Consider the following 25810-nt stretch of genomic DNA (forward strand, 5'->3'; position numbering starts at 1 on the left):
TGGTATCGCCCCGAAGGCAAGCCATGCTGCCATCGGGGCCATCTTTGGTGGGGAACTTAGCCGGCTTGCTCCATTACCGGCTGGCGAGCCTTGCCGAGCCGGCGCAGGCGCCGTTGCAGCGGCCGCTCCAGCAGGGTGTAGCTCAGCGCCGAGAGACCGATCAGCACCGCCAGCATCAACAGGGTAGCCAGCACCCCCAGCAAGGGGTTGGTCTGGGCATACCACCACGCAGTGAGCCCCGGCGCCAGATAGTGGACAAGCTCGCAGCCGGTGAGCAGCACCAGGGCGTGAAGCAGGTAGATGGAGTAGGAGAGATCCCCCAGCCAGTTGGTGACGCGGTTATCCAGGAGGCGCAGCAGCGGGCTCTGGCGATCGCCCTGGCAGGCGGCAATCCAGATCAGCAACACGTAGGCGCTGATCAGCAGCAGGGTCAGCTGCGGCGTCATGGTGAACTGCATCAGCACGAAGGGGAGCAGAAAGGCGAGCAGCAGCGGCAGATCTTGCTGCATCATGGGCCACTGGCGGGCGGCCTTGACCTTCGGCAGCAGCCAGAGACCGAGCACGAATTCACTCACCCCGCGCCCGATGGCCAGTGCCCCGCTGGTGACATCCAGGGTACCCCGGCTGTGCACGATAAAGGCCAGCACCGTCAGGGCCAGCAGAGGGGCGAGGTTGCTCCAGCGGCTGCGGGTGACGGCGAGCGGAATGAGCAGCGGAAACAGCAGATAGCTAATCCACTCCACGCTGAGCGACCAGGCGGCGAAGTTCCAGGTCAACCCCTGATCGGTCACCACCTGCAGCAGCAACAGGCTGCTTGGCAGCGCCTCGGCCGGGGTAAAGGGGGAGCCGAAGGGGGGCATCCCTTCCCACTCCCACATCTTGAACAGGGGGCCGGCGTAGAAGCCAATCCCATGGTGGGCCTTGTAGAGCTCCCAGCCCACCAGCAGCAGCAGGGTCACCAGGTAGAGGGGATAAACCCGGGTCAGTCGCAGCCAGAGGAAGCGGCCATAACTTATGGTGCGAGGCGTGTAGGTGAAGGCCTCCCCGTAGACGTGGGCCAGCACCAGCCCGCTCAAAATAAAGAAGAGATCGACCCAGAGGTAGCCGTTCTCGATGAGTTGGGTGTGGCCGGCGATGGGCTCCATCCACTGGGGAAAGAGCAGCAAGCGGGCGTGGAACAGCACCACCATCAGGGCAGCGATGCCCCGCAGCGGTGTCAACAGCGGCAATGATTGATTCATGACGGGATCCTTGATGATGTTCAGCTTGGCCTGACATCAATTTTTGTTGTGGTGCCGCTCATCAATGAGTCGGCTGCCCTGGCTTGGCGGCCACAGGCGGGATCACCCTATCTAAAAGAGAGCCATACGGGTGTGATTTTCGTCATGAATGCGCATTTATCATCCAAAAACCAGCAAGGGATGAGCGTGGCATCGGAAGTGGAGAAGGGATCTAGACTAGGTGAGTCATCCATCCGCGAGCCAGGAGCATCCCGATGAAACTCTATGCCCATCCTTTCTCATCCTATAGCCAGAAGGTGCTGATCGCCCTCTACGAGAATGCCACCCCGTTTGACTACCGGAATCTGGAAGAGCTGGCGGCCAACACCGAGCTTGCCGCTCTCTGGCCGCTCAAGCGCTTCCCGGTGCTGCTGGATGACGGTCGCTGCATCCTCGAGAGCAGCACCATAGTCGCCCATCTGCAGGCGCACCACCCGGGCCCCATCTGCCTGATCCCGCCTGGTGATGCGGGCCTAGAAGTGCATATGCTGGATCGCGTCTTCGACAACTATGTGATGACGCCGATGCAAAAAGTGGTGCTGGATATGCTGCGCCCGGCCGCTGATCGTGACCGCTATGGCGTAGTGGAGGCCCGCGAGCTGCTCGATCAGATCTACCTCTGGCTCGATCAGCGGCTGGAAGGACGCCACTGGATTGCCGACGCTGGCTTCACGCTGGCCGATTGCGCCGCCGCCCCTTCGCTCTTCTACGCCGACTGGGCCCACGAGATCCCCGCTGGCTATGGCCGCCTGCGTGCCTATCGAGCCCGCCTGCTCAGCCATCCCTCCATCGTGCGGGTGGTGGAGGAGGCCAGACCATTTCGGCACTACTTCCCGCTGGGCGCGCCGGCACGTGACTGAATGGAATGATGCATTCCTGCCGACCTGGTACTTTGACGAGCCGGGAGAGGCAGGGTGTGACCAACCACAGGGGAAAACAGCAATATTCACTCAGGTGAGTGAGCATGCATTTATTGCCGATATTTCCCCGAGATATTTTTAATGTTGATGCGTATTTTTTCATGATTTTGCATAAGACAAATGCCGGGCATGTCTCTGTTGGCGGGCTATGGATGCCATGTCTGGAGTAAGAAAGGCACGGATACCGGATTAGCGATGCGGCAGCCCCGGAGTGAGGATGGCTGTAGTCAGTCGAAGAGGAGAGATGGGGGCGCCAATCGCTGCTGGCGGCAACGTCGGGGGGAGGTTATCTCTTTGGCGGCCGCATAAAAAAAGCCCGCTACAATAGCGGGCTTTTTGATGGCTTGCCGGACCACGGCCCGGATCTGGAGCCGAGGACAAGAGGGGGGTTAACTCCGGTCTGTGCGGCTTAGCGGGCGCGCACCACCAGTCCCTTGAGGTAGAAGCCTTCCGGATAGGCGGTACCGATGGGGTGATCGGATGCCTGGGACAAGAGCTCCAGGATCTGGGCGTCGCGGCCGGCATCGAGCGCTGCATCGGCGACGATCTTCTGGAACAGGCTCTGCTCCATCAGGCCGGAGCAGGAGTAGGTCAGCAGCACGCCACCCGGCGCCAGCAGCTGGAACGCCAGCATGTTGATGTCCTTGTAGCCGCGGCAGGCGCCCAGCAGCTGGGCCTTGCTCTCGGCAAACTTGGGCGGATCCAGCACGATGACGTCAAACTTCTCGCCCTTCTCGCGGTATTCACGCAGCAGCTTGAACACGTCGTGACGGACAAACTGGGTGTTGCTGGTATCCAGCCCGTTCAGCTCGGCGTTCTGGCGGGCGATGTCCAGCGCATTCTGGGAGAGATCCACGTTGACCACCTCCTTGGCGCCGCCCTTGAGGGCATAAACGCCAAAACCACCGGTGTAGCAGAAGCAGTTGAGCACCCGCTTGCCTTCGGTGTACTTGGCGGCGGCCTGACGGTTGTCACGCTGATCCAGATAGAAGCCGGTCTTGTGACCGTTGCGGATGTCCACCAGGATCTTGACGCCGCCATTCTCCTCGATCACTAACGGCTCGTTCGGGGTCTCACCATGGATGACGCCGGTGCGCTCTTTCAGCCCTTCCTTCTTGCGCACCGCCACGTCGGAGCGCTCATAGATGCTGCACTCGGGGTAGAGAGTGCGCAGCGCCTGGGTGATCAGCTCACGCTGGAACTCGGCGCCGGCGGAGAGGATCTGGCACACCAAAAAATCGGCGTAGCGGTCGATGGTCAAGCCCGGCAGACCGTCAGACTCGGCGGCGCACAGGCGATAGCCGGTGAGGCCCTGACGCTTGATGAGCCCGTCACGGGACTCCTGGGCGTATTTCAGGCGACGGATGAAGAAGTCGAGATCGATGGTCTCATCCTTGTCGAAGGTCCAGACCCGGGCGCGGATCTGGGAGCTGCCGGACCAGGCGCCACGGGCGAGCCATTTGCCGTCATGGGTGAGGATCTCGACGGTATCGCCGTCAATGGGGTTGCCCTGAACCCGCTCGATCCCCTTGGAGAAGATCCAGGGGTGGCGACGCAGCAGGGATTTTTCGCGGCCTTTGACGAGATAGATGGAAGCGCTCATGGGAGTTGCCAGATGGTCAAAAGAAAAGGGGCCACATTCTATGTGGCCCGCTGGCAAAACTCAAACAACCTTGGCAGATAGCGTCAGGCTCTGGGCGCTTGTTGTTAAAAAATCAGATCTTTAGCCCTTTCAATGCCTGGGCCAGCTCGGTGGCGGTGGCCTTGAGGCCGGCAGTGCCGGCCACCGAGGCGCTGGCGGACGCTTCCACCTGGCCCGCTTCATGGCGCACCTGATCCAGATTGCGGGTGATCTCTTCGGCCACCGAGCTCTGCTGTTCGCTCGAAGTGGCGATCTGGGTGCTCATCTCCAGCACAGCATCGCTGTGGTTGCTGAGCTTGTCGATGTCTAGCCCCACCTCGCTGATGAGCTGCTGACTGCTGGCCGCCCGCTCCACCGTCTTCTCCATGATGTCGTTCAGTGCCCCGGTGCCGGCCTGCAGCTCTTCAATCATCTGCTGGATCTCTACCGTGGCCTGCTGGGTACGGCTGGCCAGGGTGCGAACCTCGTCGGCCACCACCGCGAAGCCGCGACCCTGCTCGCCGGCGCGGGCCGCCTCGATGGCAGCGTTGAGGGCCAGCAGGTTGGTCTGCTGGGAGATGGCGTTGATGACGTTGACCACTTCATTGATGCGATTGGCATTGTGGGTCAGCCGCTCCACCGCGCCGGAGGCGTTGCCGATCTCGTCGGCCAGGGTGCGGATGGCGGTGATGGTGCGCGATACCCGGGAGGCGCCGTTGGCCGCCTCTTCGCTCGACTGGCGGGTCTGCTGCAGGGTGTCGTTGGCGTTGCGGGCAACCTCGCGAATGGCGGCGGACATCTGCTCCATGGCGGCTGCCAGGGAGTCCATGTGTTGGCGCTGGGAGCGGGCCATGGTTTCGCCTTCGCTGGCATGATCGCGAAACTCGTCGGCGGCCATGGTCAGCGCCTCGGCGGACTCTTCCACCAGCTGTACTATCTTGTGCTGGCGGTCGGTGAAGCGGTCGATGCTGCCGGCCAGGATGGAGAACTCGTCGCGCACCGGGAAGAAATTGAGGCGGAAGGTGAGATCGCCATCCGCCACTGTCTGCAGCGCCTTGTTGGTGGAGTAGAGCGCCCCCGACACGAAGGTCATCAGGTAGTGGGTCACCAGGGCCAGCAGGGCGGCCAGCACGGCTATGATGGTGAGGGGGGTTCCTTGGCCATCCCACAGGGAGTAGCGGGAGGCATCCAGGGTCCCGGTGACGACCCCGGCCTGGCCGGCGCTGGCGCCGTATCGATAGATGTCGCCCTGCTGGGTTAACCCTGTGCTGCCGGTCGGGCTCAGCGTGAGCTCGGCGGGCAGGGTCAGATCGGCGTGCTGGCTGGCCAGCTGGGCGCTCAGTTCGACCCGCTGCTTGAGCTGATCCAGGCGCAGCTGCATCTCCTGCTGATGGCCGTCTGCCAGCAGATACCAGCTGATAAAGGCGATGAACAGCAGCGGGCACCAGAAGGTGATGAGAAATTTTTCGCTGATCGTGAGGTGAATGAGATAACGGTCAACCCACCGAAACTTTACTTCTTTCATAATGGTATTGCGTCCTGCAAGGGGATGAGAGTGTCGCGCTCATTATCGCCTTGGAGGGAAATTTCTTAAGGGGAAGGTGTGAGAAATGGGAGAGCAATCGTTTGTCGTGCGAGTGTGGGGCCTGGTGCAGGGGGTGGGGTTTCGTTACTTCACCCGGGAGCGGGCGCTGCAACTGGGGCTGCGGGGCCATGCCTACAACCTGGAAGATGGCTCGGTGGAGATCCTCATCTGCGGGCCGGAGCAGAGCGTGCAAATGATGCTGGGCTGGCTGGAGCGCGGCCCGCGTACCGCCGAGGTGACCCGGATGGAATATGAGGTGGCACCACCGCCCAAGGGGAGCGGCTTTCATACCAATTGAGCGCCTTGCTACGCCAATGATGCCGAACAACCATGAAAAACGGGAGCCTTGCGGGCTCCCGTTTGCATTGACGGTTTCTTGTCCGCAGGTCAGCCGGCCTGAGCGGCATCGGCGATGGCCTGGGTCTTGGCCAGCACCGCCTGCAGGGCGGGGCGTTTGGCCAGGCGATCCCGATAGGCCGCCAGCTTGGGGGGAATGGTCTGCTCGAAGCGGGTGGCCCACATCAGGGTATGGGCCAGCAGCAGATCCGCGATGGTTACCTGCTCACCCAGCAGGTAACCCTGCTCGGGCACCCAGGATTCGGCGATGGCCGCCGCCTTGTCAAACTCCCATTTGGCGGTGGGGAAGATGGCCGGCAGGCGCTGGGCCTCGGGCAGGGCGAAGCGGTGTTTGCCGATGGTCCACAGTGGCTGCTCCAGTTCACAGGTGATGAAGCTGACCCACTGGGCGTGCAGCGCCGAGGCCTGGGTCCCTCTGGCCGGCAGCCAGTTCGGGCCATACACCTCGGCCAGGTACTGCATGATGGCGGCGGACTCGGTCAACACGAACTCCCCGTCCTTGAGCACCGGCATCTTGCCGCTCGGGTTGAGGGTCAAAAACCAGTCGCTGCGATTCTCGCCCTTGGCGAAGTCGAGAAACTGGAACTGCCATGCCACGTCCAGCTCTTCCAGTAACCAGGATACGCGCAGGGCTCGGCTGACGGGGGTGCCATATAAGGTGATCATGCTTGCTCCTTGCCTGATGAAGGGGGCCATGGGCCCGAAGTGAATCGCCAGTCTAGGTAAATTGATCGGGAGCAACAAGCACCCAAGGGGGGAGGCAAAGCACAAAACGGCGCAATCAGCGGAAGAGGGGGAGGAGGAAAGAGAGAAAATAAAAGGGAGGCCCCAGGCCTCCCTTGTTACTAACGGCTGTGGCAGCGCTTATTTGACGCGCATGCCGGGCTGAGCCCCTTCCTGCGGCTCCAGGATCCAGAGATCCTTGCCGCCCGGGCCGGCGGCCAGCACCATGCCTTCAGACATGCCAAAGCGCATCTTGCGCGGGGCCAGGTTGGCCACCATCACGGTCAGCTTGCCTTCCAGATCTTCGGGGTTATAGGCGGACTTGATGCCGGCAAACACCTGACGGGTCTCGCCGCCGATGTCCAGTTGCAGCTTGAGCAGCTTGTCCGCTTCCGGCACCGCTTCGGCCTTCGTGATCAGCGCCACGCGCAGGTCCACCTTGGCGAAGTCATCGTAGGCGATGGTTTCGCTGATGGGGTCATCAACCAGCGGGCCGGTTGCTTTCGGTGCCTGCTCCTTGGCCAGATCCTCTTTGGAAGCCTCGATCATGGCGTCAATCTTGGCGGGCTCGATGCGGGAGAAGAGCGCCTTGAACGGGGCGACGGTGTGGTCGACCAGCGGGGCGGCGATACCATCCCAGCTGAGGGTCTCGGCCAGGAAGGCCTCGGCGCGCTCGGCCAGGAGCGGCATGACGGGCTTGAGGTAGGCCATCAGCACGCGGAACAGGTTGATGCCAACGGAGCAGACCGCTTGCAGCTCGGCATCCGCCCCTTCCTGCTTGGCGATGACCCAGGGGGCCTTGTCGTCCACGTAGCGGTTGGCCTTGTCGGCCAGAGCCATGATCTCGCGGATGGCGCGGCTGAACTCGCGGCTCTCGTAGGCCTCGGCGATGGCGGTGCGGGCATTGGCAAACTCGGCGTAGAGCTCAGGCTCGGCGCAGGTGGCGGCCAGCTTGCCGTCGAAGCGCTTGGCGATGAAGCCGGCGTTGCGCGACGCCAGGTTGACCAGCTTGTTGACCACGTCGGCGTTGACGCGCTGCACGAAGTCTTCGAGGTTCAAGTCGAGATCGTCGATGCGGCTGTTGAGCTTGGCGGCGTAGTAGTAACGCAGGCACTCCGGATCCAGGTGATTGAGATAGGTGGAGGCCTTGATGAAGGTGCCCTTGGACTTGGACATCTTGGCGCCGTTGACGGTCACGTAGCCATGCACGTTGACCTTGGTCGGCTTGCGGAAGCCCGCGCCTTCCAGCATGGATGGCCAGAACAGGCAGTGGAAGTAGGCGATGTCCTTGCCGATGAAGTGGTAGAGCTCGGCCTCGGAGTCCGCTTTCCAGTAACTGTCAAAATCGATGTCACCGCGCTTGTTGCACAGGTTCTTGAACGACGCCATGTAACCGATGGGGGCATCCAGCCAGACGTAGAAGTACTTGCCCGGGGCGCCCGGGATCTCGAACCCGAAGTAGGGGGCGTCACGGGTGATGTCCCACTGCTGCAGGCCGCTTTCGAACCACTCCTGCATCTTGTTGGCCATCTCTTCCTGAATGGCGCCGGAGCCGCGTACCCAGTCGGCCAGCCAGGTTTCAAACTGCGGCAGGTCGAAGAAGAAGTGCTCGGAGTCCTTCATCACCGGAGTGGCGCCGGAGACGGCAGATTTCGGATCGATGAGCTCGGTCGGGCTGTAGGTGGCGCCACAGCTGTCGCAGTTGTCGCCATACTGCTCCGGGGACTTGCACTTGGGGCAGGTGCCCTTGACGAAGCGATCCGGCAGGAACATGGATTTTTCCGGATCGAACAGCTGGGAGATGGTGCGGCTCTTGATCTTGCCGCCGGCCTGCAGACGGCCGTAGATAAGCCCGGCCAGCTCGCGGTTCTCGTCGCTGTGGGTGGAGTGATAGTTGTCAAAACTGATGTTGAACCCGGCGAAGTCGGCCTGGTGCTCCTGGGAGACGGCCGCGATCATCTCTTCCGGGGTGATCCCCAGCTGTTGGGCCTTGAGCATGATCGGGGTGCCGTGGGCATCGTCGGCACAGACAAAGTGCACCTGGTGACCGCGCATTCGCTGATAACGAACCCAGATATCGGCCTGGATGTGTTCCAGCATGTGGCCAAGATGGATGGAGCCATTGGCATAGGGAAGGGCGCAGGTTACCAGCATTGTACGAGGATCAGTTGCCATATAGTCGTTCTTGATGTGCTTGTTGGGATGATAGAGTGCCGTGCATGTTACCCGAATTGGGGGTAGCCTGCCTAGGGTTGTGGCTCGTCCTACCCGCCGGCGCACGCCGGTCGGCAAGCAGGCAAGCCACTGATTTGTGTGCGGTAACCGTTCACCTCAGTGTGTTGAACGATACCGATGTCTGGAATGTAATCGTTTCACCTCAAGATAATGACAAGATAATGAGGAGTTAATGGTGATTGATTCAGTAAAACAGATCCTGGCCGAATTTAAGCCGACAGGGTGGGGCAAGGATCTGGTGGCTGCCGGCTTTGTACGCAGCATCGACAAACAGGGTTCGGCGCTGACCATCAAGCTGGTGCTGCCCTTCGCCGGCCACTCCCTGTTCGAGCAGATCCAGCAGGACTTCGATGCCCGGCTGCGCAGCGTCACCGGCGCGACCCGTATCGACTGGGTAGGCGAGATCGAGGTGGCCAGCATGCCGCGGGCGCAGGGGCTGGCGGCGGTGCAGGGCATTCGCAACATCATCGTGGTCGCCTCCGGCAAGGGCGGGGTGGGCAAGTCTACCACCGCCGTCAACCTGGCGCTGGCACTGCAAAAGGAGGGGGCGCGAGTCGCCATTCTGGATGCGGATATCTACGGCCCCTCCATCCCGACTATGACCGGAACCCTCAAGGAGCGCCCCGTCAGCCATGACGGCAAGCTGATGGAGCCGGTGATGGCCTGCGGCCTCAAGAGCAACAGCATCGGCTATCTGGTCTCCGAGCAGGATGCCACCATCTGGCGCGGCCCCATGGCGAGCAAGGCGCTGGCCCAGATCCTCCACGAGACCCGCTGGGGTGAGGTGGACTACCTGGTGGTGGACATGCCGCCGGGCACCGGTGACATCCAGCTCACCCTGGCCCAGCAGGTACCGACCACGGCAGCGGTGATCGTCACCACCCCTCAGGATGTGGCGCTGGCGGATGCGCGCAAGGGGGTGGCCATGTTCAACAAGGTCAATGTGCCCGTGCTCGGCATCGTCGAGAACATGAGCTACCACGTCTGCAGCGCCTGTGGTCATCATGAGGCGATATTCGGTACCGGCGGCGGCCAGAAGATGGCCGAGCAGTATCAGGTGGCGCTGCTGGGTCAGCTGCCACTGCACATCGACATCCGCAAACACATGGACGATGGCTGCCCGACCGTGTTCGGCGCACCGAAAGGGGAGCTGGCAGAGGCCTATCTGAAACTGGCCCGTCGGGTGGGGGCTGAACTCTATTTCAGCGGAAAACCGATTGCGACCCCCCTCTATACCATGGCGCTGGATGAATAATCGGCGGTCGGCCGTTTGGGGTGGATTTGAGGGTGGGCAGGGCTCACCCTTTTTTATATAATGGATCGGTTTAAACAATCCCCACTGCTCTTCTCTTTAGGTATTTTTCAATGTCTGATACTCAACATTCGTGTGTGATCATCGGTATTGCTGGTGCATCCGCGTCCGGCAAAAGTCTTATAGCCCAAACCATCTATGAAGAGCTGGTGGCCGAGCTGGGAGCCGGTCAAATTGGCGTGATCACCGAGGATTGCTACTATCGCGATCAGACCCACCTGACCATGGAAGAGCGGGTCAAGACCAACTATGACCACCCCAACGCACTGGATCACGACCTGCTGGTACAACACTTGAGCCAGCTGGTGCAGGGGGATGCCGTCAACATTCCCCAGTACTCCTATACCGAACACACCCGCATGAGCGATGTGACCCCCTTTGCCCCGCGCCGGGTGATCATTCTGGAAGGGATCCTGCTGCTGACCGACAGCCGCTTGCGCGATCTGATGGATGCCTCCATCTTCATGGATACTCCGCTCGACATCTGCCTGCTGCGTCGCCTGGTGCGTGACGTGCAGGAGCGTGGCCGGACCATGGATTCCGTGCTCAAGCAGTACCAGAAGACGGTACGTCCCATGTTCCTGCAGTTTATCGAGCCTTCCAAGCAGTACGCGGACGTGATCGTGCCCCGTGGCGGCAAGAACCGCATCGCCATTGACATGCTCAAGGCGCGGATCCGCCATATGTTGATTGGTTGAGAGATATCAAGCCGGGTGATGCCCGGCTTTTTTAAATGAACAATTTGTCAGGAGAGTCGCCCAATGCGTCTTTGTGATACCGATATCGAACGTCATCTGGATGAAGGCAAGATCGTCATTGAGCCAAGACCCGGTATTGAACGGATCAGTGGCGTCAGCGTCGACGTGCTGCTGGGCAACGAGTTTCGGGTGTTTCGCGATCACACCGCCCCCTACATCGACTTGAGCGGGCCGAGCAGCGAGATGGCCGATGCCATCGATCGGGTGATGAGCGACGAAATTCACATTCCCGATGGGGAAGCCTTCTATCTGCACCCGGGTCAGCTGGCGCTGGCGGTCACTTATGAATCGGTCACCCTGCCGGCGGATATCGTCGGCTGGCTCGATGGCCGCTCCTCCCTGGCTCGCCTGGGCCTCATGGTACATGTGACCGCACACCGCATCGATCCGGGCTGGTCCGGCCGCATCGTGCTGGAGTTCTACAACGGCGGCAAGCTGCCGCTGGCGCTGCGCCCCAAGATGAAAATCGGTGCGCTGAACTTCGAGATGCTCTCCGGTGTGGCGGCGCGCCCCTACAACAAGCGGGAAAACGCCAAGTACAAGAGCCAGCAGGGCGCCGTGGCCAGCCGCATCAACCAGGACTGATCTGGCCTGCATGATCCTTGGCCGTCGACAAGAGACAATATGCTAAAGAAGGGCGCCCACAACGGCGCCCTTATCCATGGTGGTGGCAACCTGCGTCGGCAGGGAAGTTGTCGGTTCCTTGTGCAATTTTCCCTTTTAGGTTGGTCCAGGATTGACGCAGTACGCACCTGTGGAGGGAGATTGAAGGGGCTAGGGACGATGAATTGTTCCCGTTTGGGGACTGTTTTTGTCAGGCAAGGTCTGTTTAATTAATCCAAGACAAGCCGCATGGTGACTGGCGCTAAGCTATTTTTTGGCTGAATGCTCTTTTTTTTTCTTACTGAAATATTTCAACAACGGGTATGGCGTTACCAGCCTTCTGGCATAATCCGCCGCAACTCATAAACAGGTTCGTTTTTTATGTTTGAAATGTTTAGTGGTTTGGGTTTGTGGTGGTCAATCGGTTTGGTATTGGCCGTTTTTTTTGTGTTGGCCTATGAATTCATCAATGGCTTTCACGATACCGCCAACGCGGTAGCAACGGTCATCTATACCAAGGCGATGCCGGCACATACGGCCGTGGTGGCCTCCGGTCTGTTCAACTTTGCCGGGGTCATGATGGGCGGGTTGGGGGTGGCCTATGCCATTGTTCACCTGCTGCCCATCGATCTGCTGCTCGGAATGGACTCTACCCAGGGTCTTATCATGGTGTTCTCCCTGCTGTTTTCCGCCATCGTGTGGAACCTGGGCACCTGGTTCTTCGGGATCCCCGCATCCAGCTCGCACACGTTGATCGGCTCCATCCTGGGGGTAGGCGGCGCCTATGCCTGGATCAACCATCAACCGCTGCAGGAAGGCATCAACGTCGGCAAAGCCATCGACATCATGCTCTCCCTCATCATCTCGCCCACCGTCGGTTTCATCATTGCGGCCATACTGCTGTTTGCCATGAAACGTGTCTGGCAGGGCAGCAAGATCCACAAAACGCCGGAAGAGCGCCTGCTGGTGGATGGCAAGAAGCATCCGCCGTTCTGGGCTCGCCTCACGCTGGTAGCTTCTGCCATGGGGGTCAGCTTCGTGCACGGCTCCAACGATGGCCAGAAGGGTATCGGTCTGGTGATGCTGGTGCTAATCTGCATGGCACCGGCCTACTTCGCGCTGGACATGAACAGCCGCTCCTACGATCTGGATCGCACCCAGGATGCCAACCAGCGCATCATGGAGATCTATCAGCGCAACCATGAGCTGGTTTCCAAGGTGGTGGACTTCAAGGTGCCGGCCCAGGCCCAGGAAGAGCTGATGACCCACTGCGCCGCCTCCGGTGCACTGCAGGCCATGGCCACCCTGGACAATCGTCTTGCCCAGGTGCGCACCTATGAAGAGATGGACCTGACCGATCGCCGTGAAGTACGTCGCCTGCTGCTGTGCATCGACGATACCGCCCGCAAGGTTTCCAAGCTGCCGCTGCCGGCCAAGGAGCTGACCGACCTCGCCAAATGGCGCAAGGATCTGACCGCGACTGCCGAATACGCGCCGACCTGGGTTATCGTCTCCATCGCTTTGGCGCTTGGCTGCGGTACCATGGTGGGCTGGCGTCGTATCGTCTACACGGTAGGCGAGAAGATCGGCTCCTCCGGCATGACCTATAGCCAGGGGATTGCAGCCCAGATCACGGCAGCTGCCTCCATCGGCATCGCCAGTCTGACCGGCATGCCAGTTTCTACCACCCATATACTCTCCTCCGCGGTAGCGGGGACCATGGTGGCCAACAAGTCGGGCCTGCAGAGCCAGACCATCAAGACCATTCTGATGGCCTGGGTGCTGACCCTGCCGCTCACCATGCTGCTCTCCGGTGGTCTGTTCCTGATCAGCAACCATCTGTTCAGTTGAACCAGTTCCATCTGATTGTCAAAAGGGCCCCAAGGGCCCTTTTTTCATGTCTTCAAAACAAACACTCAGCCATACCTTCGTAGTTGACGAGGATGCCAATGCTCTCGTTATATGCCATCAAACTAAATATTTGAAAACAATGTAAAAGACTCGTCACTGATCTCACCCATATCACGACCTTCAAAGAAACCCGTCTACAAAGCGAGGGGATTTGACATCAACAAAAATGTGGCCCGTTAGACCAGTCACTCAAGTCATGGGGAGGCCAATCGGCGCGAGCAGCAGAGTTCAGATGATGTAACGAGGCAGTCAGATGTGCGTTGGTGAATATCCGATAGAAGAAATGGACAGTGTGCAACGCCATGAGCAATGTTCTGCTCCGCTATCACAGCTTCACTGCTTGGAAAGCCGGATGGAGTGGGGGAGCAAGGCGTGTTAATCGCGGTTTCAACTGACCATGTCTGCTGTCGTAAAACGACCGGGGTTATCAGAAGCGTGGAGCCTGGATAGTGGGGTAGGGAAGCATGACGGGTAACCATCAGCAGTGCGAGAAGCCAGGGTTAGGTTTGCACAGAGTGGCATAAAGAAGATGAGCAGACGGTAATGGACCGGGTTGCAGGCGCTGCTCCTGGGTCAATACGAGCTACATAGAGAGATAAAAAAAGAGCCACACACTGTGTGGCTCTTTTATCAGGCTAGCGGGTCAATCAGGGACGACCGGCCGGGCTGGTTGCAACGTTGACGGCGGCAGTACTGCCACCATGACGGCCGGAAGTGGCCACTTCGCTGCGCACCAAGGGTGCATACTCGACCGCCTCGCGTGCCGGCAGGGCAGGGGCGGCGGCCGGAGTTGCCATCGGGGCAGAGGCCTTGCGGGCACCAGCCAGCAGGCTGCCACCGCGCTTGACCTGCTTGGCAGCCGGGGCTGTGGTTGCGGGTTCAACCTTGGCAGTCTCTGCAACGACAACAGGTTCGGCCACAGCGGCAACCGGTTCAACGGTCGGTGCGGCAACGACGTCTGCAACTGCCGGAGTGGTTTCTACGGTCGCTTCCACAACCGGTTTGGTCTCGACAACCGGAGTCTCAACAGCCTGTACGGGCTCAACGACCGCCTCTGCCACGGTTTCCACTGCAACAGGCGCAGCTTCAACAGCAGCAATGACCGGTTCGGCCACCACGGGGGCGGTTTCGACGACGGTTGCTACCGGTTCAGCGGCGACAACGGCTTCGGCCTGCTCGCGGGCTTCTTCGGCGACGGCCTCGGCAACCACGTGCTCGGTCAGGGCGGAGGAGGCCTGCAGGGCAGCAGCAACGGCTTCAGCGCTCGGGATGGTGATCACGGGCACGGCCGGCTCTTCCACTTTGACCTGGGCTGCATCGGCTTGCGCGGCGGCAGTCAGAGTCGGTGCAGCGACTTCGGCAGTCTGCTCTTCATCGTCACGCTGGCTGCGAGCTTCTTCGTTGATGCGCTTGCGGCGTTGGCCTTCGATACGCTGATTGCGCGGAGTACGGCGGGAACGACGCTGGCCTTCGGCCTGCTCATCCTGCTGTTCAGTCGCGTCAACGGCATCGACGGTGGCAACCGGCGCTACATCGGCAGCATGGGCAACAGCGGCGTCATCGGCAGGCGCATCGACGCGGATTTGCTTGCGCAGTTGGCGGCGTTCGCGGCGCTCGGCCACTTTCTGCTCTTTTTCCTGACGCTGTTCCACGTTGGTGGCAACGGCTTCTACGCTGTCCAGCGTGTCGACCACTACCTCGGCACGGGGTTCACGCGGAGCGCGGGGCTCACGAGCCTGACGTGGGGCACGGGGTTCGCGCTCCTGACGCGGCTCACGAGCCTCGCGAGGTTCACGTTCCATGCGCTGTTCGCGCACGTCACCACGGGCTTCACGTTCCTGACGCGGCTCACGCTCTTTGCGTGGGCGACGGTTGCGGCCTTCGCCGTTCTCGCGGCTGGCCACGCCTTCGCGCTTCTCGCCGGCATCGCCGTTGCGGCTGCTGCGGTTGTCGTCACGACGACCACGTTGACCACGGCTGCGGGATTCATCGCGCTGATGACGGTGACCGTCCTCTTTGCGAGCCTCGCGCGTTGCCGGTTTCTCGGCAGGCGCGGTGACCTCGGCGCTGTCAGCATTGCCGCCGAACAGGTTGGAGAGGCTCTTGAACAGCTTGCCGAACAGGCCCGGCTCTTCGGCAACCGGGGTTGCGACAGGGGCGGGGGCCACCGGCGCAGCCGGTTGCGGTGCCTGGACGAAGCCTTGCAGCAGGGGCTGCTCGCGCTCGATGGTCTGGGCCTGTTTGGGCTGGTAGACCGGCTTGGCAATTTCGGTTTTCAGCTCGTAGCTGGCCGCTTCCGGGATCTCATTCTGACGGATGCGGGTCACTTCGTAGTGCGGGGTTTCCAGGTGCTGGTTCGGAATGATGTAGACACGCACATCATTGCGTTGTTCCAGGCTGGCGATGGAGCTGCGCTTCTCGTTGAGCAGATAGGCGGCGACATCGACCGGCACCTGAGCATGCACCTGCTCGGTGTTGTCCTTCATCGCCTCTTCTTCGATGAGACGCAGGATGGACAGCGCCAGTGACTCGTTGTCACGGATCACGCCCTGACCCTGGCAACGGGGGCAGATATGGCTGCTGGACTCGTTGAGGGAGGGACGCAGACGCTGACGAGACATCTCCAGCAGACCGAAACGGGAGATCCGGCCGAGCTGGATGCGGGCACGGTCCTGATGCACGGCTTCACGCAGACGGTTTTCCACTTCTCGTTGATGGCGAACCGGCGTCATGTCGATGAAGTCGATGACAATCAGACCACCCAGGTCACGCAGACGCAATTGACGGGCAATCTCGTCGGCCGCTTCTAGGTTGGTCTGCAGCGCAGTCTCTTCGATATCGCCGCCCTTGGTGGCGCGGGAAGAGTTGATATCGATGGAGGTCAGCGCTTCAGTCGGATCGATCACGATGCTGCCGCCGGAGGGCAGGCGCACTTCACGCTGGAAGGCAGACTCGATCTGGCTCTCAATCTGGAAGTGGTTGAACAGGGCAACTTCACCCTTGTACAGCTTCACGCGGTTGAGGAAATCGGGACGTACCAGCTCGATGTGCGACTTGGCGCGTTCGAAAATGACCGGGTTGTCGATCAGGATCTCGCCCACATCGCGGCGCAGGTAATCACGGATGGCACGCACGATGACGTTGCTTTCCTGATGGATCAGCACCGGCGCGGAGCGGCTCTGTGACGCCTTGTGGATGGAGTCCCAGTGGTTGAGCAGAACGTTCAGATCCCATTCCAGCTCTTCCGGGGACTTGCCCACACCGGCGGTACGCACGATGAGGCCCATGCCGTCCGGCACGGTCAGGCCGCTCAGGGCTTCTTTCAGTTCAGTCCGTTCATCGCCCTCGATGCGACGGGAGATACCGCCGGCACGGGGGTTGTTCGGCATCAGCACCAGGTAGCTGCCGGCCAGACTGATGAAGGTGGTGAGGGCTGCACCCTTGGTGCCACGCTCTTCCTTGTCGATCTGGACGATGACTTCCTGGCCTTCGCGGACCACTTCTTTGATGTTGGGACGACCCTGATAGGAGTAACCGGAGGGGAAGTAATTGCGGGCGATTTCCTTTAACGGCAGGAAACCGTGGCGCTCGGCGCCATAGTCGACAAAAGCAGCTTCGAGACTGGGTTCTACGCGGGTGATTTTGCCCTTGTAAATGTTCGCTTTCTTCTGCTCGTGTCCCGGACTTTCAATATCCAGATCGTAGAGCTGTTGTCCGTCAACCAGCGCTACGCGCAACTCTTCTTCCTGAGTCGCGTTGATTAGCATTCTTTTCATTGAGTTCTCGTTATTTTGTCATTTTGATTTCCTCCACAGGATCCTGCCGGCGCCGGCCTCGGGTCTTCAGCATACTGGGGCAACCTCCCGGTTGGGGTATGCATGAGGCGCAAACTAAGGGCACTCTGGTTCAGCCTTCTCGAGAAGGCATGAAAAGGATACCGGTGTGGAGACAAATAGGCGGTTCTGTTTGCGTTCTCCATGCGCTGTACCTCGCACCCGGGAACCGTCATGTTCTTGTATACACGGTGTTTCGGGATTGGGTGGCATAATTTTTGGCCACTTAGTACAAGGCTTGAACACAATGACAAAACCTTGTTTATTATCCCATTTAAATCACTTTTATAGCAAGGCGCCATTTTTCAACAAAGCATGCAGCCAAGGGCCGTCGGCAGTGTTAAAATCCGCGCCATGACACAGATACAACAACAAGTGCAGCTGCTCACCATCGAAGCTGAGCATGACGGGCAGCGCATCGACAATTTTCTCAAGACTCAGCTAAAGGGCGTCCCCAAGAGCCTGATCTATCGCATCCTTCGCAAGGGGGAAGTGCGCGTCAACAAAAAGCGCATCAAACCGGAGTACAAACTCTGCGCCGGCGACGAGGTACGGGTTCCCCCCGTGCGGGTCGCCGAAAAGAATGAATTGCCCTCGGCCAACCTCGGCAGCATCCAGCGTCTGGAAAGCCAGATCCTGTTTGAAGACGACGCCATGATCGTGCTCAACAAGCCGTCCGGCATGGCCGTTCACGGCGGCAGCGGGCTGAGCTTCGGGGTCATCGAAGGGCTGCGCGCCCTGCGCCCGGAAGCCCGTTTTCTCGAACTGGTGCATCGTCTCGATCGCGACACCTCCGGTGTGCTGCTGGTCGCCAAGAAGCGCAGCGCCCTGCGCAGTCTGCACGAGCAGCTGCGGGTCAAGACCATGCGCAAACAGTACCTGGCGCTGGTGCGTGGCCAGTGGCAACCCCACGTCAAGGTGGTCAATGCGCCGCTGCGCAAGAATGATTTGCAATCCGGCGAGCGGGTCGTGCGGGTCAGTGCCGATGGCAAGCCGTCAGAAACCCGGTTTCGCATTGCCCGTCAATTCGCCGAGGCGACCCTGGTCGAGTGCAGCCCGATCACCGGCCGTACCCACCAGATCCGGGTGCACACCCTGCATGCCGGCCACCCCATCGCGTGTGACGACAAGTATGGAGAAGCGGCATTTGACGAGAAAATGCGCAGCCAAGGCCTGAAACGGCTCTTCTTGCATGCCTGGCGGCTGACCTTTACCCATCCGGCCGATGGTCGCGAGATGCAGGTCGAAGCGCCCCTGTCGCCCGAGCTCGAAACCTTCCTCAACGGACTGGCCCGCTGATGACGCAGATCCGGCTCGCCATTTTCGACTGGGACGGTACCCTGATGGACTCGGTGGGCCGGATAGTGGCCTGCGTGGCTGCCGCCGCCCGTGACTGTGCCGAGCTGGTACCCACCGCCACCGAGACTCATCAGATCATCGGCCTCAGTCTGGAGGTCGGCATCCCCCGGCTGTTTTCCCTGGAGCAGGGCGGTGAGCGAGCCAATGCTCTGATCGCCCGCTATCGCCACCACTATCTGCACGATGCCACTCCCAGCCCACTGTTTGCCGGGGCGAGGGAGCTGCTGCACGGCTGGCACGAGCAGGGCATTGCGCTGGCGGTGGCGACCGGCAAGTCACGGCGGGGGTTGGACAGGGTACTGGATGAAACCGGGTTGCGGCCACTCTTTGCCGCCACGCGCGGAGCGGATGAGGCCAACTCCAAGCCTGATCCCCTGATGTTGACCCAAATCCTGACCGAGCTGGCGCTGATCCCGTCACAGGCGGTGATGATAGGTGACTCCATCCACGACATGGCGATGGCCGAAGCGCTTGCCATGCCGCGCATCGGCGTAAGCTGGGGCGTGCACAACCGGGGGCGCCTGCAGGCCTACCATCCGCTGGCGGTGGTCGATACCATGGCGGAGCTGAGGGCGCTGCTGGGTTGATGACAAGCACCGGGATGCAATAAAAAACGGAAGCCAAGGCTTCCGTTTTTTATTGCCAACATTCTGCCTTCATCAGGGCAGAGAGAGGCCGTGGCGCTCCAGCAGTTCGATCAGTCCGATCAGCGGCAAGCCGATCAGTGCATTGGGATCGCGTCCCTCCAGAGCCTTGAACAGCACGATACCCATGCCTTCACACTTGAAGCTGCCGGCGCAGTCGAGGGGACGTTCGGCCTCCACATAGCGGCGGATAGCCCCCTCATCCAGCTGGCGAAAATGGACGGTGAAAGGCTCAACCAGCTGCTCGACCCGGCCGGAGGCCGCATCCAGTACGCACAGGCCGGTATAAAAGGTGACGCTGCGCCCCTGGGCCGCCATCAGCTGGGCTACCGCTTGTTCGACCGTTCCCGGTTTCCCCAGGATCCGGCCATCGCAGACGCACACCTGATCCGAGCCGATGATCAGTCCTTGATCACGTAGGCCGGCAATGGCGCTGGCCTTGGCATGGGCAAGGCGGGCCACCAGCGCCTGTGCCTCTTCACCTGGCAGCACAGATTCATCTACTTCGGGCGCGGCGCACTCAAAGGGGAGGCCCAGCTTTTCCAGCAAGGCTTTGCGGTAACGGGAGGTGGAGGCGAGGATCAGGGGGCGCGACATGGCAATCAGTTATCCAAGTTCAGAAACGGGCAGGCGCCGATGGTATCGCCATCGTGCGGCGCGGGCAAATATCGCCGCGCTCGCAAGCGGGTGATCCTGCTCGATGCGCTGGCCTTGCTCAGAATACAGTGCGCGTCGGCTACATCTGGCTGATGGAGTGACTTGGTTTGGCTCCCCGTTCACCGACTGTCTCTGTCCCGTCCGAAAACGGCTATAAGCATAAGAGCGGGGTAACGGAGCGATGAGATGAACAAGCTGGGGGCATGGTTGTTGTGGCTGCTCTGTCTGCCCGTCTGGGGACAAGGCTGGCACCTGCAGGCAGGGGAGGAGGGCATACTGCTCTGGACCCGCCCTCATCCACCCGGCGCCTTTCTGGCCTTGCGACTGGAGATGTATGTGGCAGCGCCCCCTGCGGCGTTGCTCGCGGTGCTGCGTGATACCGGTCGACATCAGGAGTGGCTGCCCCAAAGCCTGGAGGTGAGGGTGTTGGCCAAGCCCGCCCCCGATGAGGATATTGTCTATACCCGCCTCGCGGCCCCCTGGCCCGTACAGGACCGGGAGCTGATCACCCACTCCCGCCTGCAACGGCTGCCAGATTGCGGCCTGGTGCTGAGCGTCTGGGCGGCCCCCGATGCTTTGCCGCCTTATCCCGGTCGGGTGCGGATCCGCACCAGTGAAGGACGCTGGGAAGCGCTGCCTCAGCTGAACGGCACGACGCTGGTGCGCCTCGAAACCTATACCAACCCGGGCGACACGCTGCCAGCCTGGTTCGTCAATCCCATGGCTGCCGACGCTGCGCTGCAGAGTTTTCGCGCCATTCGCCGCCTGATGGAGGGCGCCCCGGTGGGGCTCTGTGCCTGTCTTCATCAGCGACGTGGTGGAAAGCATGGTGCTTGTAGCGCCACCCCTTGACTGCGGCAGGGTGAGGAAGCGCGGGCGAATTGGACAAGCAAGTGACGGCGGGACGGTCTGACAACTGTCTGGGGCCTGACGCACCAGCAAATCCGGCCAGGATCCGGTGTCGGATCCGCAGGTTTGTGGCATAATCAGGCACCGGTGAGCGCAAGTTCCGCCATGTGCGGGGGTTGTGAGGTTAAAATCATCGGCGGTAAGGACTTTTTCCTTTGACTATCAGTTGTTGGACCTATAATATTCGCGCCCTATGCAAAAGGTGAAGTTGCCCGTAAAGGTTGATCCAGTCCGTAGTGCCTCGAAGCTGCTCGATTATGTCGGGATAGTGGAAAAGTCGCAGATGCCCAGGCTGGAGGAATCAACCGCAGGCTTGCGGAGTGATATCGATGTATCGCTGCACTTTGGCAAAGATGTCCAGAAGTTGACCGTTATGAAAGGCACTGCCCATGCCAAGGTTGACCTGGTTTGCCAGCGTTGTGGAGAGACATTCGAGCATCTCTGTGAAGCTGAATTTATCTACACTCCGCTGTTCGAAAGAACAAACGAGGAAGAACTGCCGGAAGCTTATGAGCCCATTGAGTTGGACGAAAACGGCGAGATGGATCTTCATCAAATCCTGGAGGATGAACTCATCCTCTCGTTGCCGCAGGTGGCCATGCATCCCATGGATGCTTGCCCGCGCGGTAACATGGAGATGACCTGGGGTGAAATCGAACCTGCTGATGAGCGGCCGAATCCCTTTGCAGTTCTTGAAGAGCTTAAACGTAAGTGAATTTAGGAGTTAGCCTACAATGGCCGTACAACAGAACCGTAAAACCCGTGCCAAGCGTGGCATGCGTCGTTCCCACGATGCGCTGACCACCGCTGCCCTGACTGTTGATCAGACCAGTGGCGAAATCCATCGTCGTCACCACGTGACTGCCGATGGTTTCTACCGCGGTAAAAAGGTAATCGCTTAAGGATTGCCTTTGTCTACGCAAACTGTCGCGCTAGACATCATGGGGGGAGATATTGGCCCCTCGGAAACAGTGCCTGCCGCCGTGCAGGCACTGTCTCTTTTACCCCAGCTGAAATTGATCCTGGTCGGTGACCAGCACCAGACCACCCCCCTCCTGCAGCAACATGGCTTGCTCAATCACCCTCGCGTCCGTTTTGTCCATGCCTCCCAGGTCGTTGGGATGGGCGACAAACCGATCGTGGCACTGCGCACCCTGAAAGACTCCTCCATGCGAGTCGTACTCAATCTGGTCAAGGGCGGCGAAGCCGATGCCTGTGTCAGCGCCGGCAACACAGGTGCACTGATGGCCATGGCAAAATGCGTGCTCAAATCCCTGCCCGGCGTCGACCGACCCGCCCTCATCAAGGCGCTGCCCACCCTGTCCGGCAAACGCACCGTGATGCTGGATCTCGGTGCCAACGTCAGCTGCGATGCCGACACCCTGCTGCAGTTTGCCGTGATGGGCTCAGTGGTGGCTGAAAAGGTGGAGGGGGTTGCCACTCCCAGGCTGGCCCTGCTCAACGTGGGGGAGGAGGAGATCAAGGGCAACGATCTGGTACGCCACAGTGCCGAACTGCTGCGCCAGTGCCAGGCGCTCAACTTTGTCGGCTTTGTCGAAGGGGATCGAATTTTTAGCGGCGATTGTGACGTGATCGTCTGCGACGGTTTTGTCGGCAACGTCGCCCTCAAGACGGCAGAGGGGGTGGTGCGGATGATGGCCCAACTGGCCGGATATCCCCGCAAGAAACGCAGTTTTCTTGGCCGTATCGCCGGATTTATGTTCAAACGACGTTTTTCTTACCTGAACCCCGACCAGTATAACGGTGCAAGTCTGTTAGGATTGCGCGGCATTGTGGTAAAAAGCCATGGGCGTGCCGAACGGCGTGCCCTGTGTAACGCGATCCTGCTGGCCGCGCAAGAGGCCAAGCATCAACTTCCATTGCAAATCGCAGATCGCCTTGAATCTGTCTTTTCCGACAGGGATCTATAAGAACTCTATGCATAGCAAAATTTTGGGTACTGGCAGCTATCTGCCGCACTCAGTACGCACCAACGCCGACCTCGAACAGATGGTAGAGACCAGTGACGAGTGGATTGTGGAGCGTACCGGGATCCGTGAACGCCGCATTGCCGGTGCCGATGAAACCGTTGCAACCCTGTCTCACCAGGCAGCCCTGCGCGCACTGGAGGCCGCAGGTCTGACTGCTGCCGATCTCGACATGATAGTGCTGGCCACCACCAGCGCCGAAAACGCCTTTCCAGCCGCCGCCTGTGAACTGCAGGGGCTGCTCGGGGTGCAAGGGATCCCGGCCTTCGACGTGGCGGCCGCCTGCGCCGGCTTTACGTATGCGCTCTCCATTGCCGATCAGTTCGTCAAATCCGGTGCCGCCCGCCACGTGCTGGTCGTCGGCGCCGATGTGCTGTCGCGCATGTGCGATCCCGAGGATCGTGGCACCATCATCCTGTTCGGGGATGGGGCAGGGGCCGTGGTGATCGGTGCGAGTGACACCCCCGGCATCCTCTCCACCCATCTGCATGCGGATGGTCGTTACGGCGAGCTGCTCAAGCTGCCGCAGCCCCGTCGCGGCATGCCGGGGGCCGAGCTCGAAGCCTACATGTACATGAAGGGCAATGATGTCTTCAAAGTCGCGGTCACCCGTCTGAGCGAAATCGTCACCGAGACCCTGGCCGCCGCCGGCATCGAGCCGAGCGAGCTGGACTGGCTGGTGCCCCATCAGGCCAACTTCCGCATCATCAGCGCCACCGCCAAGAAGCTTGGCATGGGGCTGGACAAGGTGGTGCTGACCCTCGACAAACACGGCAACACCTCTGCCGCCTCCGTGCCCATCGCCTTCGATGAAGGGGTGCGCGACGGCCGGATCAAACCGGGCCAGCTGGTCTTGCTGGAAGCTTTCGGCGGCGGTTTTGCCTGGGGCTCGGCGCTGGTTCGCCTCTGATCGTCAGCGGGATGGGACGAGCGTCTCATCCTGCCGTTCTCATTTTTCTCTTATTTAAAGGAATCAATGATGACCCAATTTGCCATTGCCTTCCCGGGACAGGGCTCCCAAACCGTCGGCATGCTGGCCGAGCTGGCCGAACAACATGCCGTGATCAAGGAGACCTTCGCCGAGGCGAGCCAGGTGCTGGGTTATGACCTGTTTGCCTTGGTCATGGAAGGTCCGGTCGAAGAGCTGAACAAGACCTGGCGTACCCAGCCTGCACTGCTGACCGCTTCTGTCGCGCTGTGGCGCCTGTGGCAACAGCAGGGTGGGGCAACCCCCGCCGTGATGGCAGGCCACAGTCTGGGTGAGTATTCCGCCCTGGTCTGCAGCGGCGCGCTGGCCTTTACCGATGCGGTCAAACTGGTTGAGCTGCGTGGTCTGGCCATGCAGGAAGCCGTGCCGGAAGGCACCGGTGCCATGGCCGCCATCATCGGCCTGGACAACGACGCCATCGCCGCCAACTGCGAGAAAGCGGCTGAAGGGCAGGTGGTTTCTCCGGTCAACTTCAACTCCCCTGGCCAGGTGGTCATCGCCGGTCACAAAGAGGCCGTCGAGCGCGCCAACGTGCTGATGAAAGAGTCCGGAGCCAAGCGTGCGCTGCCGCTGCCGGTCTCCGTGCCCTCCCATTGCGCGCTGATGAAACCTGCTGCCGAAAAACTGGCAGCTGCGCTGGACGGGATCGAGATCAAGGTTCCTGCCATCGCCGTCATCAATAATGTCGACGTATCCTGTGAGCAGGATCCGGCCGCCATCAAGCAGGCATTGGTGCGTCAGTTGTTCAGCCCGGTTCGTTGGACCGAGACTGTCGAGCGGATGGCCAATGAGGGGGTCACCCTCGAGATCGAAATGGGACCGGGCAAGGTACTGACCGGGCTCGCCAAGCGCATCGACAAGCGCGTGGAAGGTATTCATGCCAACGATGCCGCCTCTTTCGAGCAGGCGCTGGCCCAGATCAAGTAAACAGGAGCAATGAATGAGCTTTACCGATAAGGTTGTGTTGGTGACCGGTGCCAGTCGTGGCATCGGCCGTGCGATTGCTGAAACTTTTGCGGCCCGTGGCGCCAAGGTAGTCGGCACGGCGACCAGCGAGAGCGGCGCCGAGGCAATCAGCGCCTATCTGGGTGAACAGGGTTGCGGCATGGCGCTGAACGTGACCAGCCAGGAATCCATCGAAGCCGTCTTCGCCGCTATCAAGGCGCGTTTTGGCGACATCGACATCCTGATCAACAACGCCGGGATCACCCGTGACAACCTGCTGATGCGGATGAAGGATGATGAGTGGAACGAGATCATCGACACCAACCTCACCTCCCTGTACCGTCTGAGCAAGCCGGTGCTGCGCGCCATGATGAAGAAGCGCAATGGCCGCATCATCAGCATCGGTTCCGTGGTCGGCACCATGGGCAACGCCGGTCAGGTCAACTACGCGGCCGCCAAGGCGGGCCTGGTGGGGTTCACCAAGTCGCTGGCTCGTGAAGTGGCCTCCCGCGGCATTACCGTGAACGCGGTTGCCCCCGGTTTCATCGAGACCGATATGACCAAGGCGCTCAATGAAGAGCAGCGTGCCGGCATCATGAGCCAGGTACCTGCCGCTCGGCTGGGCGATCCAAAAGAAATTGCCGCTGCTGTGGTATTCTTGGCATCGGATGATGCCGCCTACATCACTGGCGAAACCCTGCATGTTAATGGCGGGATGTACATGGTGTAATCAATTTGTCGTGAGATCTGTTCAAATTTGCGATAGTACGCCGAAGTTTGGCGAATTTCGTGGTTTGACCAGCGGCAAGCTACTTGCAAACTCACGTCAATTGAATAAACTACCCCAACCAGACGCAATAGCGTATTTTTAAAGGAAAATTCAGGTCATGAGCAACATCGAAGAACGCGTAAAGAAAATCATCATCGAACAACTGGGTGTTAAAGAAGAAGACGTTAAGAACGCTGCCTCCTTCGTCGACGACCTGGGCGCTGACTCTTTGGATACCGTTGAACTGGTAATGGCGCTGGAAGAAGAATTCGATACCGAAATTCCTGATGAAGAAGCCGAGAAGATCACCACTGTTCAAGCGGCTATCGACTACATCACCGCTAATCAGGAATAAGTTCCTGTTCTGAAAGAAGCGGCCCAAGGGCCGCTTCTTTTATGTTTACTCCTTTTCA

The 25810-nt window shown here is 60.3% G+C and carries 23 protein-coding genes; 16 read left to right on the top strand and 7 right to left on the bottom strand.

Translation table 11 applies throughout. The annotated features are described in order from the left end of the window. Positions 1 to 56: 56 nt before the first annotated feature. Complete coding sequence (locus tag AB5Y94_RS22360) at positions 57 to 1241, bottom strand: acyltransferase family protein (protein ID WP_368206625.1); 1185 nt, start codon at positions 1239 to 1241, stop codon at positions 57 to 59. 254 nt (positions 1242 to 1495) lie between these two features. Here AB5Y94_RS22360 and AB5Y94_RS22365 point away from each other — a divergent pair, with 254 nt between their 5' ends. Then, on the top strand, positions 1496 to 2140 hold the full coding sequence (locus AB5Y94_RS22365) for a glutathione S-transferase family protein (protein WP_368206626.1): 645 nt from the start codon (positions 1496 to 1498) through the stop codon (positions 2138 to 2140). A gap of 469 nt (positions 2141 to 2609) precedes the next feature. On the opposite strand, the gene AB5Y94_RS22370 is transcribed toward AB5Y94_RS22365, so the two are convergent. Beyond that, positions 2610 to 3803 carry a class I SAM-dependent methyltransferase gene (locus tag AB5Y94_RS22370; protein WP_368206627.1) on the bottom strand — a complete coding sequence of 398 codons (1194 nt, stop codon included), beginning with the start codon at positions 3801 to 3803 and terminating at the stop codon, positions 2610 to 2612. 112 nt (positions 3804 to 3915) lie between these two features. Beyond that, on the bottom strand, positions 3916 to 5346 hold the full coding sequence (locus tag AB5Y94_RS22375) for a methyl-accepting chemotaxis protein (protein ID WP_368206628.1): 1431 nt from the start codon (positions 5344 to 5346) through the stop codon (positions 3916 to 3918). 85 nt (positions 5347 to 5431) lie between these two features. On the opposite strand from AB5Y94_RS22375, the gene AB5Y94_RS22380 reads away from it, so the two are divergent. After that, positions 5432 to 5704, top strand: coding sequence for an acylphosphatase (locus tag AB5Y94_RS22380; RefSeq protein WP_005300975.1), 273 nt, complete (start codon positions 5432 to 5434; stop codon positions 5702 to 5704). A gap of 89 nt (positions 5705 to 5793) precedes the next feature. Here the strand turns inward: AB5Y94_RS22380 and AB5Y94_RS22385 are convergent, their stop codons facing one another. Beyond that, entirely contained in the window at positions 5794 to 6429 is a 636-nt protein-coding gene (locus tag AB5Y94_RS22385; RefSeq protein ID WP_010633965.1) for a glutathione S-transferase family protein, read from the bottom strand. A 198-nt stretch (positions 6430 to 6627) separates the two neighbouring features. Next, positions 6628 to 8661 (bottom strand): methionine--tRNA ligase, encoded by a 2034-nt coding sequence (gene metG, locus AB5Y94_RS22390; RefSeq protein WP_124249463.1) that lies wholly within the window; start codon positions 8659 to 8661, stop codon positions 6628 to 6630. A 232-nt stretch (positions 8662 to 8893) separates the two neighbouring features. Between metG and apbC the strand changes: the two genes are divergently transcribed. The 4 genes from apbC (at position 8894) to AB5Y94_RS22410 (ending at position 13245) form a co-directional block, all read left to right on the top strand. Then, entirely contained in the window at positions 8894 to 9976 is a 1083-nt protein-coding gene (apbC, locus tag AB5Y94_RS22395; RefSeq protein ID WP_017779010.1) for an iron-sulfur cluster carrier protein ApbC, read from the top strand. A 110-nt stretch (positions 9977 to 10086) separates the two neighbouring features. Further along, the gene (udk, locus tag AB5Y94_RS22400) at positions 10087 to 10731 is read left to right on the top strand and encodes a uridine kinase (RefSeq protein ID WP_005300963.1); all 645 of its coding nucleotides are present in this window, start codon (positions 10087 to 10089) and stop codon (positions 10729 to 10731) included. 63 nt (positions 10732 to 10794) lie between these two features. Continuing rightward, positions 10795 to 11376: a dCTP deaminase gene (gene dcd / locus AB5Y94_RS22405; RefSeq protein WP_005300960.1), complete on the top strand. Its 582-nt coding sequence runs from the start codon at positions 10795 to 10797 to the stop codon at positions 11374 to 11376. 399 nt (positions 11377 to 11775) lie between these two features. After that, positions 11776 to 13245 carry an inorganic phosphate transporter gene (locus AB5Y94_RS22410; protein ID WP_005300957.1) on the top strand — a complete coding sequence of 490 codons (1470 nt, stop codon included), beginning with the start codon at positions 11776 to 11778 and terminating at the stop codon, positions 13243 to 13245. 707 nt (positions 13246 to 13952) lie between these two features. Here the strand turns inward: AB5Y94_RS22410 and rne are convergent. Further along, positions 13953 to 17081, bottom strand: coding sequence for a ribonuclease E (gene rne / locus AB5Y94_RS22415; protein ID WP_368206629.1), 3129 nt, complete (start codon positions 17079 to 17081; stop codon positions 13953 to 13955). A 411-nt stretch (positions 17082 to 17492) separates the two neighbouring features. Here rne and rluC point away from each other — a divergent pair, with 411 nt between their 5' ends. Then, complete coding sequence (gene rluC, locus AB5Y94_RS22420) at positions 17493 to 18437, top strand: 23S rRNA pseudouridine(955/2504/2580) synthase RluC (RefSeq protein ID WP_010633970.1); 945 nt, start codon at positions 17493 to 17495, stop codon at positions 18435 to 18437. Beyond that, positions 18437 to 19084, top strand: a complete 648-nt coding sequence (locus tag AB5Y94_RS22425) for an HAD family hydrolase (RefSeq protein WP_368206630.1) — start codon at positions 18437 to 18439, stop codon at positions 19082 to 19084. The genes rluC and AB5Y94_RS22425 overlap by 1 nt, the downstream gene beginning before the upstream one ends. A 72-nt stretch (positions 19085 to 19156) precedes the next feature. Here AB5Y94_RS22425 and AB5Y94_RS22430 read toward each other — a convergent pair whose 3' ends face one another. After that, positions 19157 to 19738: a nucleoside triphosphate pyrophosphatase gene (locus AB5Y94_RS22430; RefSeq protein ID WP_026141059.1), complete on the bottom strand. Its 582-nt coding sequence runs from the start codon at positions 19736 to 19738 to the stop codon at positions 19157 to 19159. A 246-nt stretch (positions 19739 to 19984) separates the two neighbouring features. Between AB5Y94_RS22430 and AB5Y94_RS22435 the strand changes: the two genes are divergently transcribed. From AB5Y94_RS22435 to acpP, 8 genes are all read left to right on the top strand, one after another. Further along, positions 19985 to 20650 carry an START domain-containing protein gene (locus AB5Y94_RS22435; RefSeq protein ID WP_368206631.1) on the top strand — a complete coding sequence of 222 codons (666 nt, stop codon included), beginning with the start codon at positions 19985 to 19987 and terminating at the stop codon, positions 20648 to 20650. Positions 20651 to 20900: 250 nt separating this feature from the next. Continuing rightward, positions 20901 to 21422: a 23S rRNA accumulation protein YceD gene (yceD, locus tag AB5Y94_RS22440; protein ID WP_010633974.1), complete on the top strand. Its 522-nt coding sequence runs from the start codon at positions 20901 to 20903 to the stop codon at positions 21420 to 21422. A gap of 19 nt (positions 21423 to 21441) precedes the next feature. Continuing rightward, the gene (rpmF, locus tag AB5Y94_RS22445) at positions 21442 to 21609 is read left to right on the top strand and encodes a 50S ribosomal protein L32 (RefSeq protein ID WP_005300935.1); all 168 of its coding nucleotides are present in this window, start codon (positions 21442 to 21444) and stop codon (positions 21607 to 21609) included. 9 nt (positions 21610 to 21618) lie between these two features. Beyond that, the gene (plsX, locus tag AB5Y94_RS22450) at positions 21619 to 22638 is read left to right on the top strand and encodes a phosphate acyltransferase PlsX (RefSeq protein WP_368206632.1); all 1020 of its coding nucleotides are present in this window, start codon (positions 21619 to 21621) and stop codon (positions 22636 to 22638) included. Positions 22639 to 22645: 7 nt separating this feature from the next. Beyond that, the gene (locus AB5Y94_RS22455; protein WP_010633976.1) at positions 22646 to 23605 is read left to right on the top strand and encodes a beta-ketoacyl-ACP synthase III; all 960 of its coding nucleotides are present in this window, start codon (positions 22646 to 22648) and stop codon (positions 23603 to 23605) included. A 69-nt stretch (positions 23606 to 23674) separates the two neighbouring features. Then, positions 23675 to 24610, top strand: a complete 936-nt coding sequence (gene fabD / locus AB5Y94_RS22460) for an ACP S-malonyltransferase (RefSeq protein WP_279463696.1) — start codon at positions 23675 to 23677, stop codon at positions 24608 to 24610. Between the two features lie 13 nt (positions 24611 to 24623). Further along, positions 24624 to 25358, top strand: a complete 735-nt coding sequence (gene fabG / locus AB5Y94_RS22465) for a 3-oxoacyl-ACP reductase FabG (RefSeq protein ID WP_005300916.1) — start codon at positions 24624 to 24626, stop codon at positions 25356 to 25358. A gap of 157 nt (positions 25359 to 25515) precedes the next feature. Continuing rightward, positions 25516 to 25752 carry an acyl carrier protein gene (gene acpP / locus AB5Y94_RS22470; RefSeq protein WP_005300909.1) on the top strand — a complete coding sequence of 79 codons (237 nt, stop codon included), beginning with the start codon at positions 25516 to 25518 and terminating at the stop codon, positions 25750 to 25752. Positions 25753 to 25810: the final 58 nt, after the last annotated feature.

The sequence above is a fragment of the Aeromonas sp. s5 genome (genome assembly GCF_040907865.1).
In the GTDB taxonomy this organism is placed as follows: domain Bacteria; phylum Pseudomonadota; class Gammaproteobacteria; order Enterobacterales; family Aeromonadaceae; genus Aeromonas; species Aeromonas dhakensis.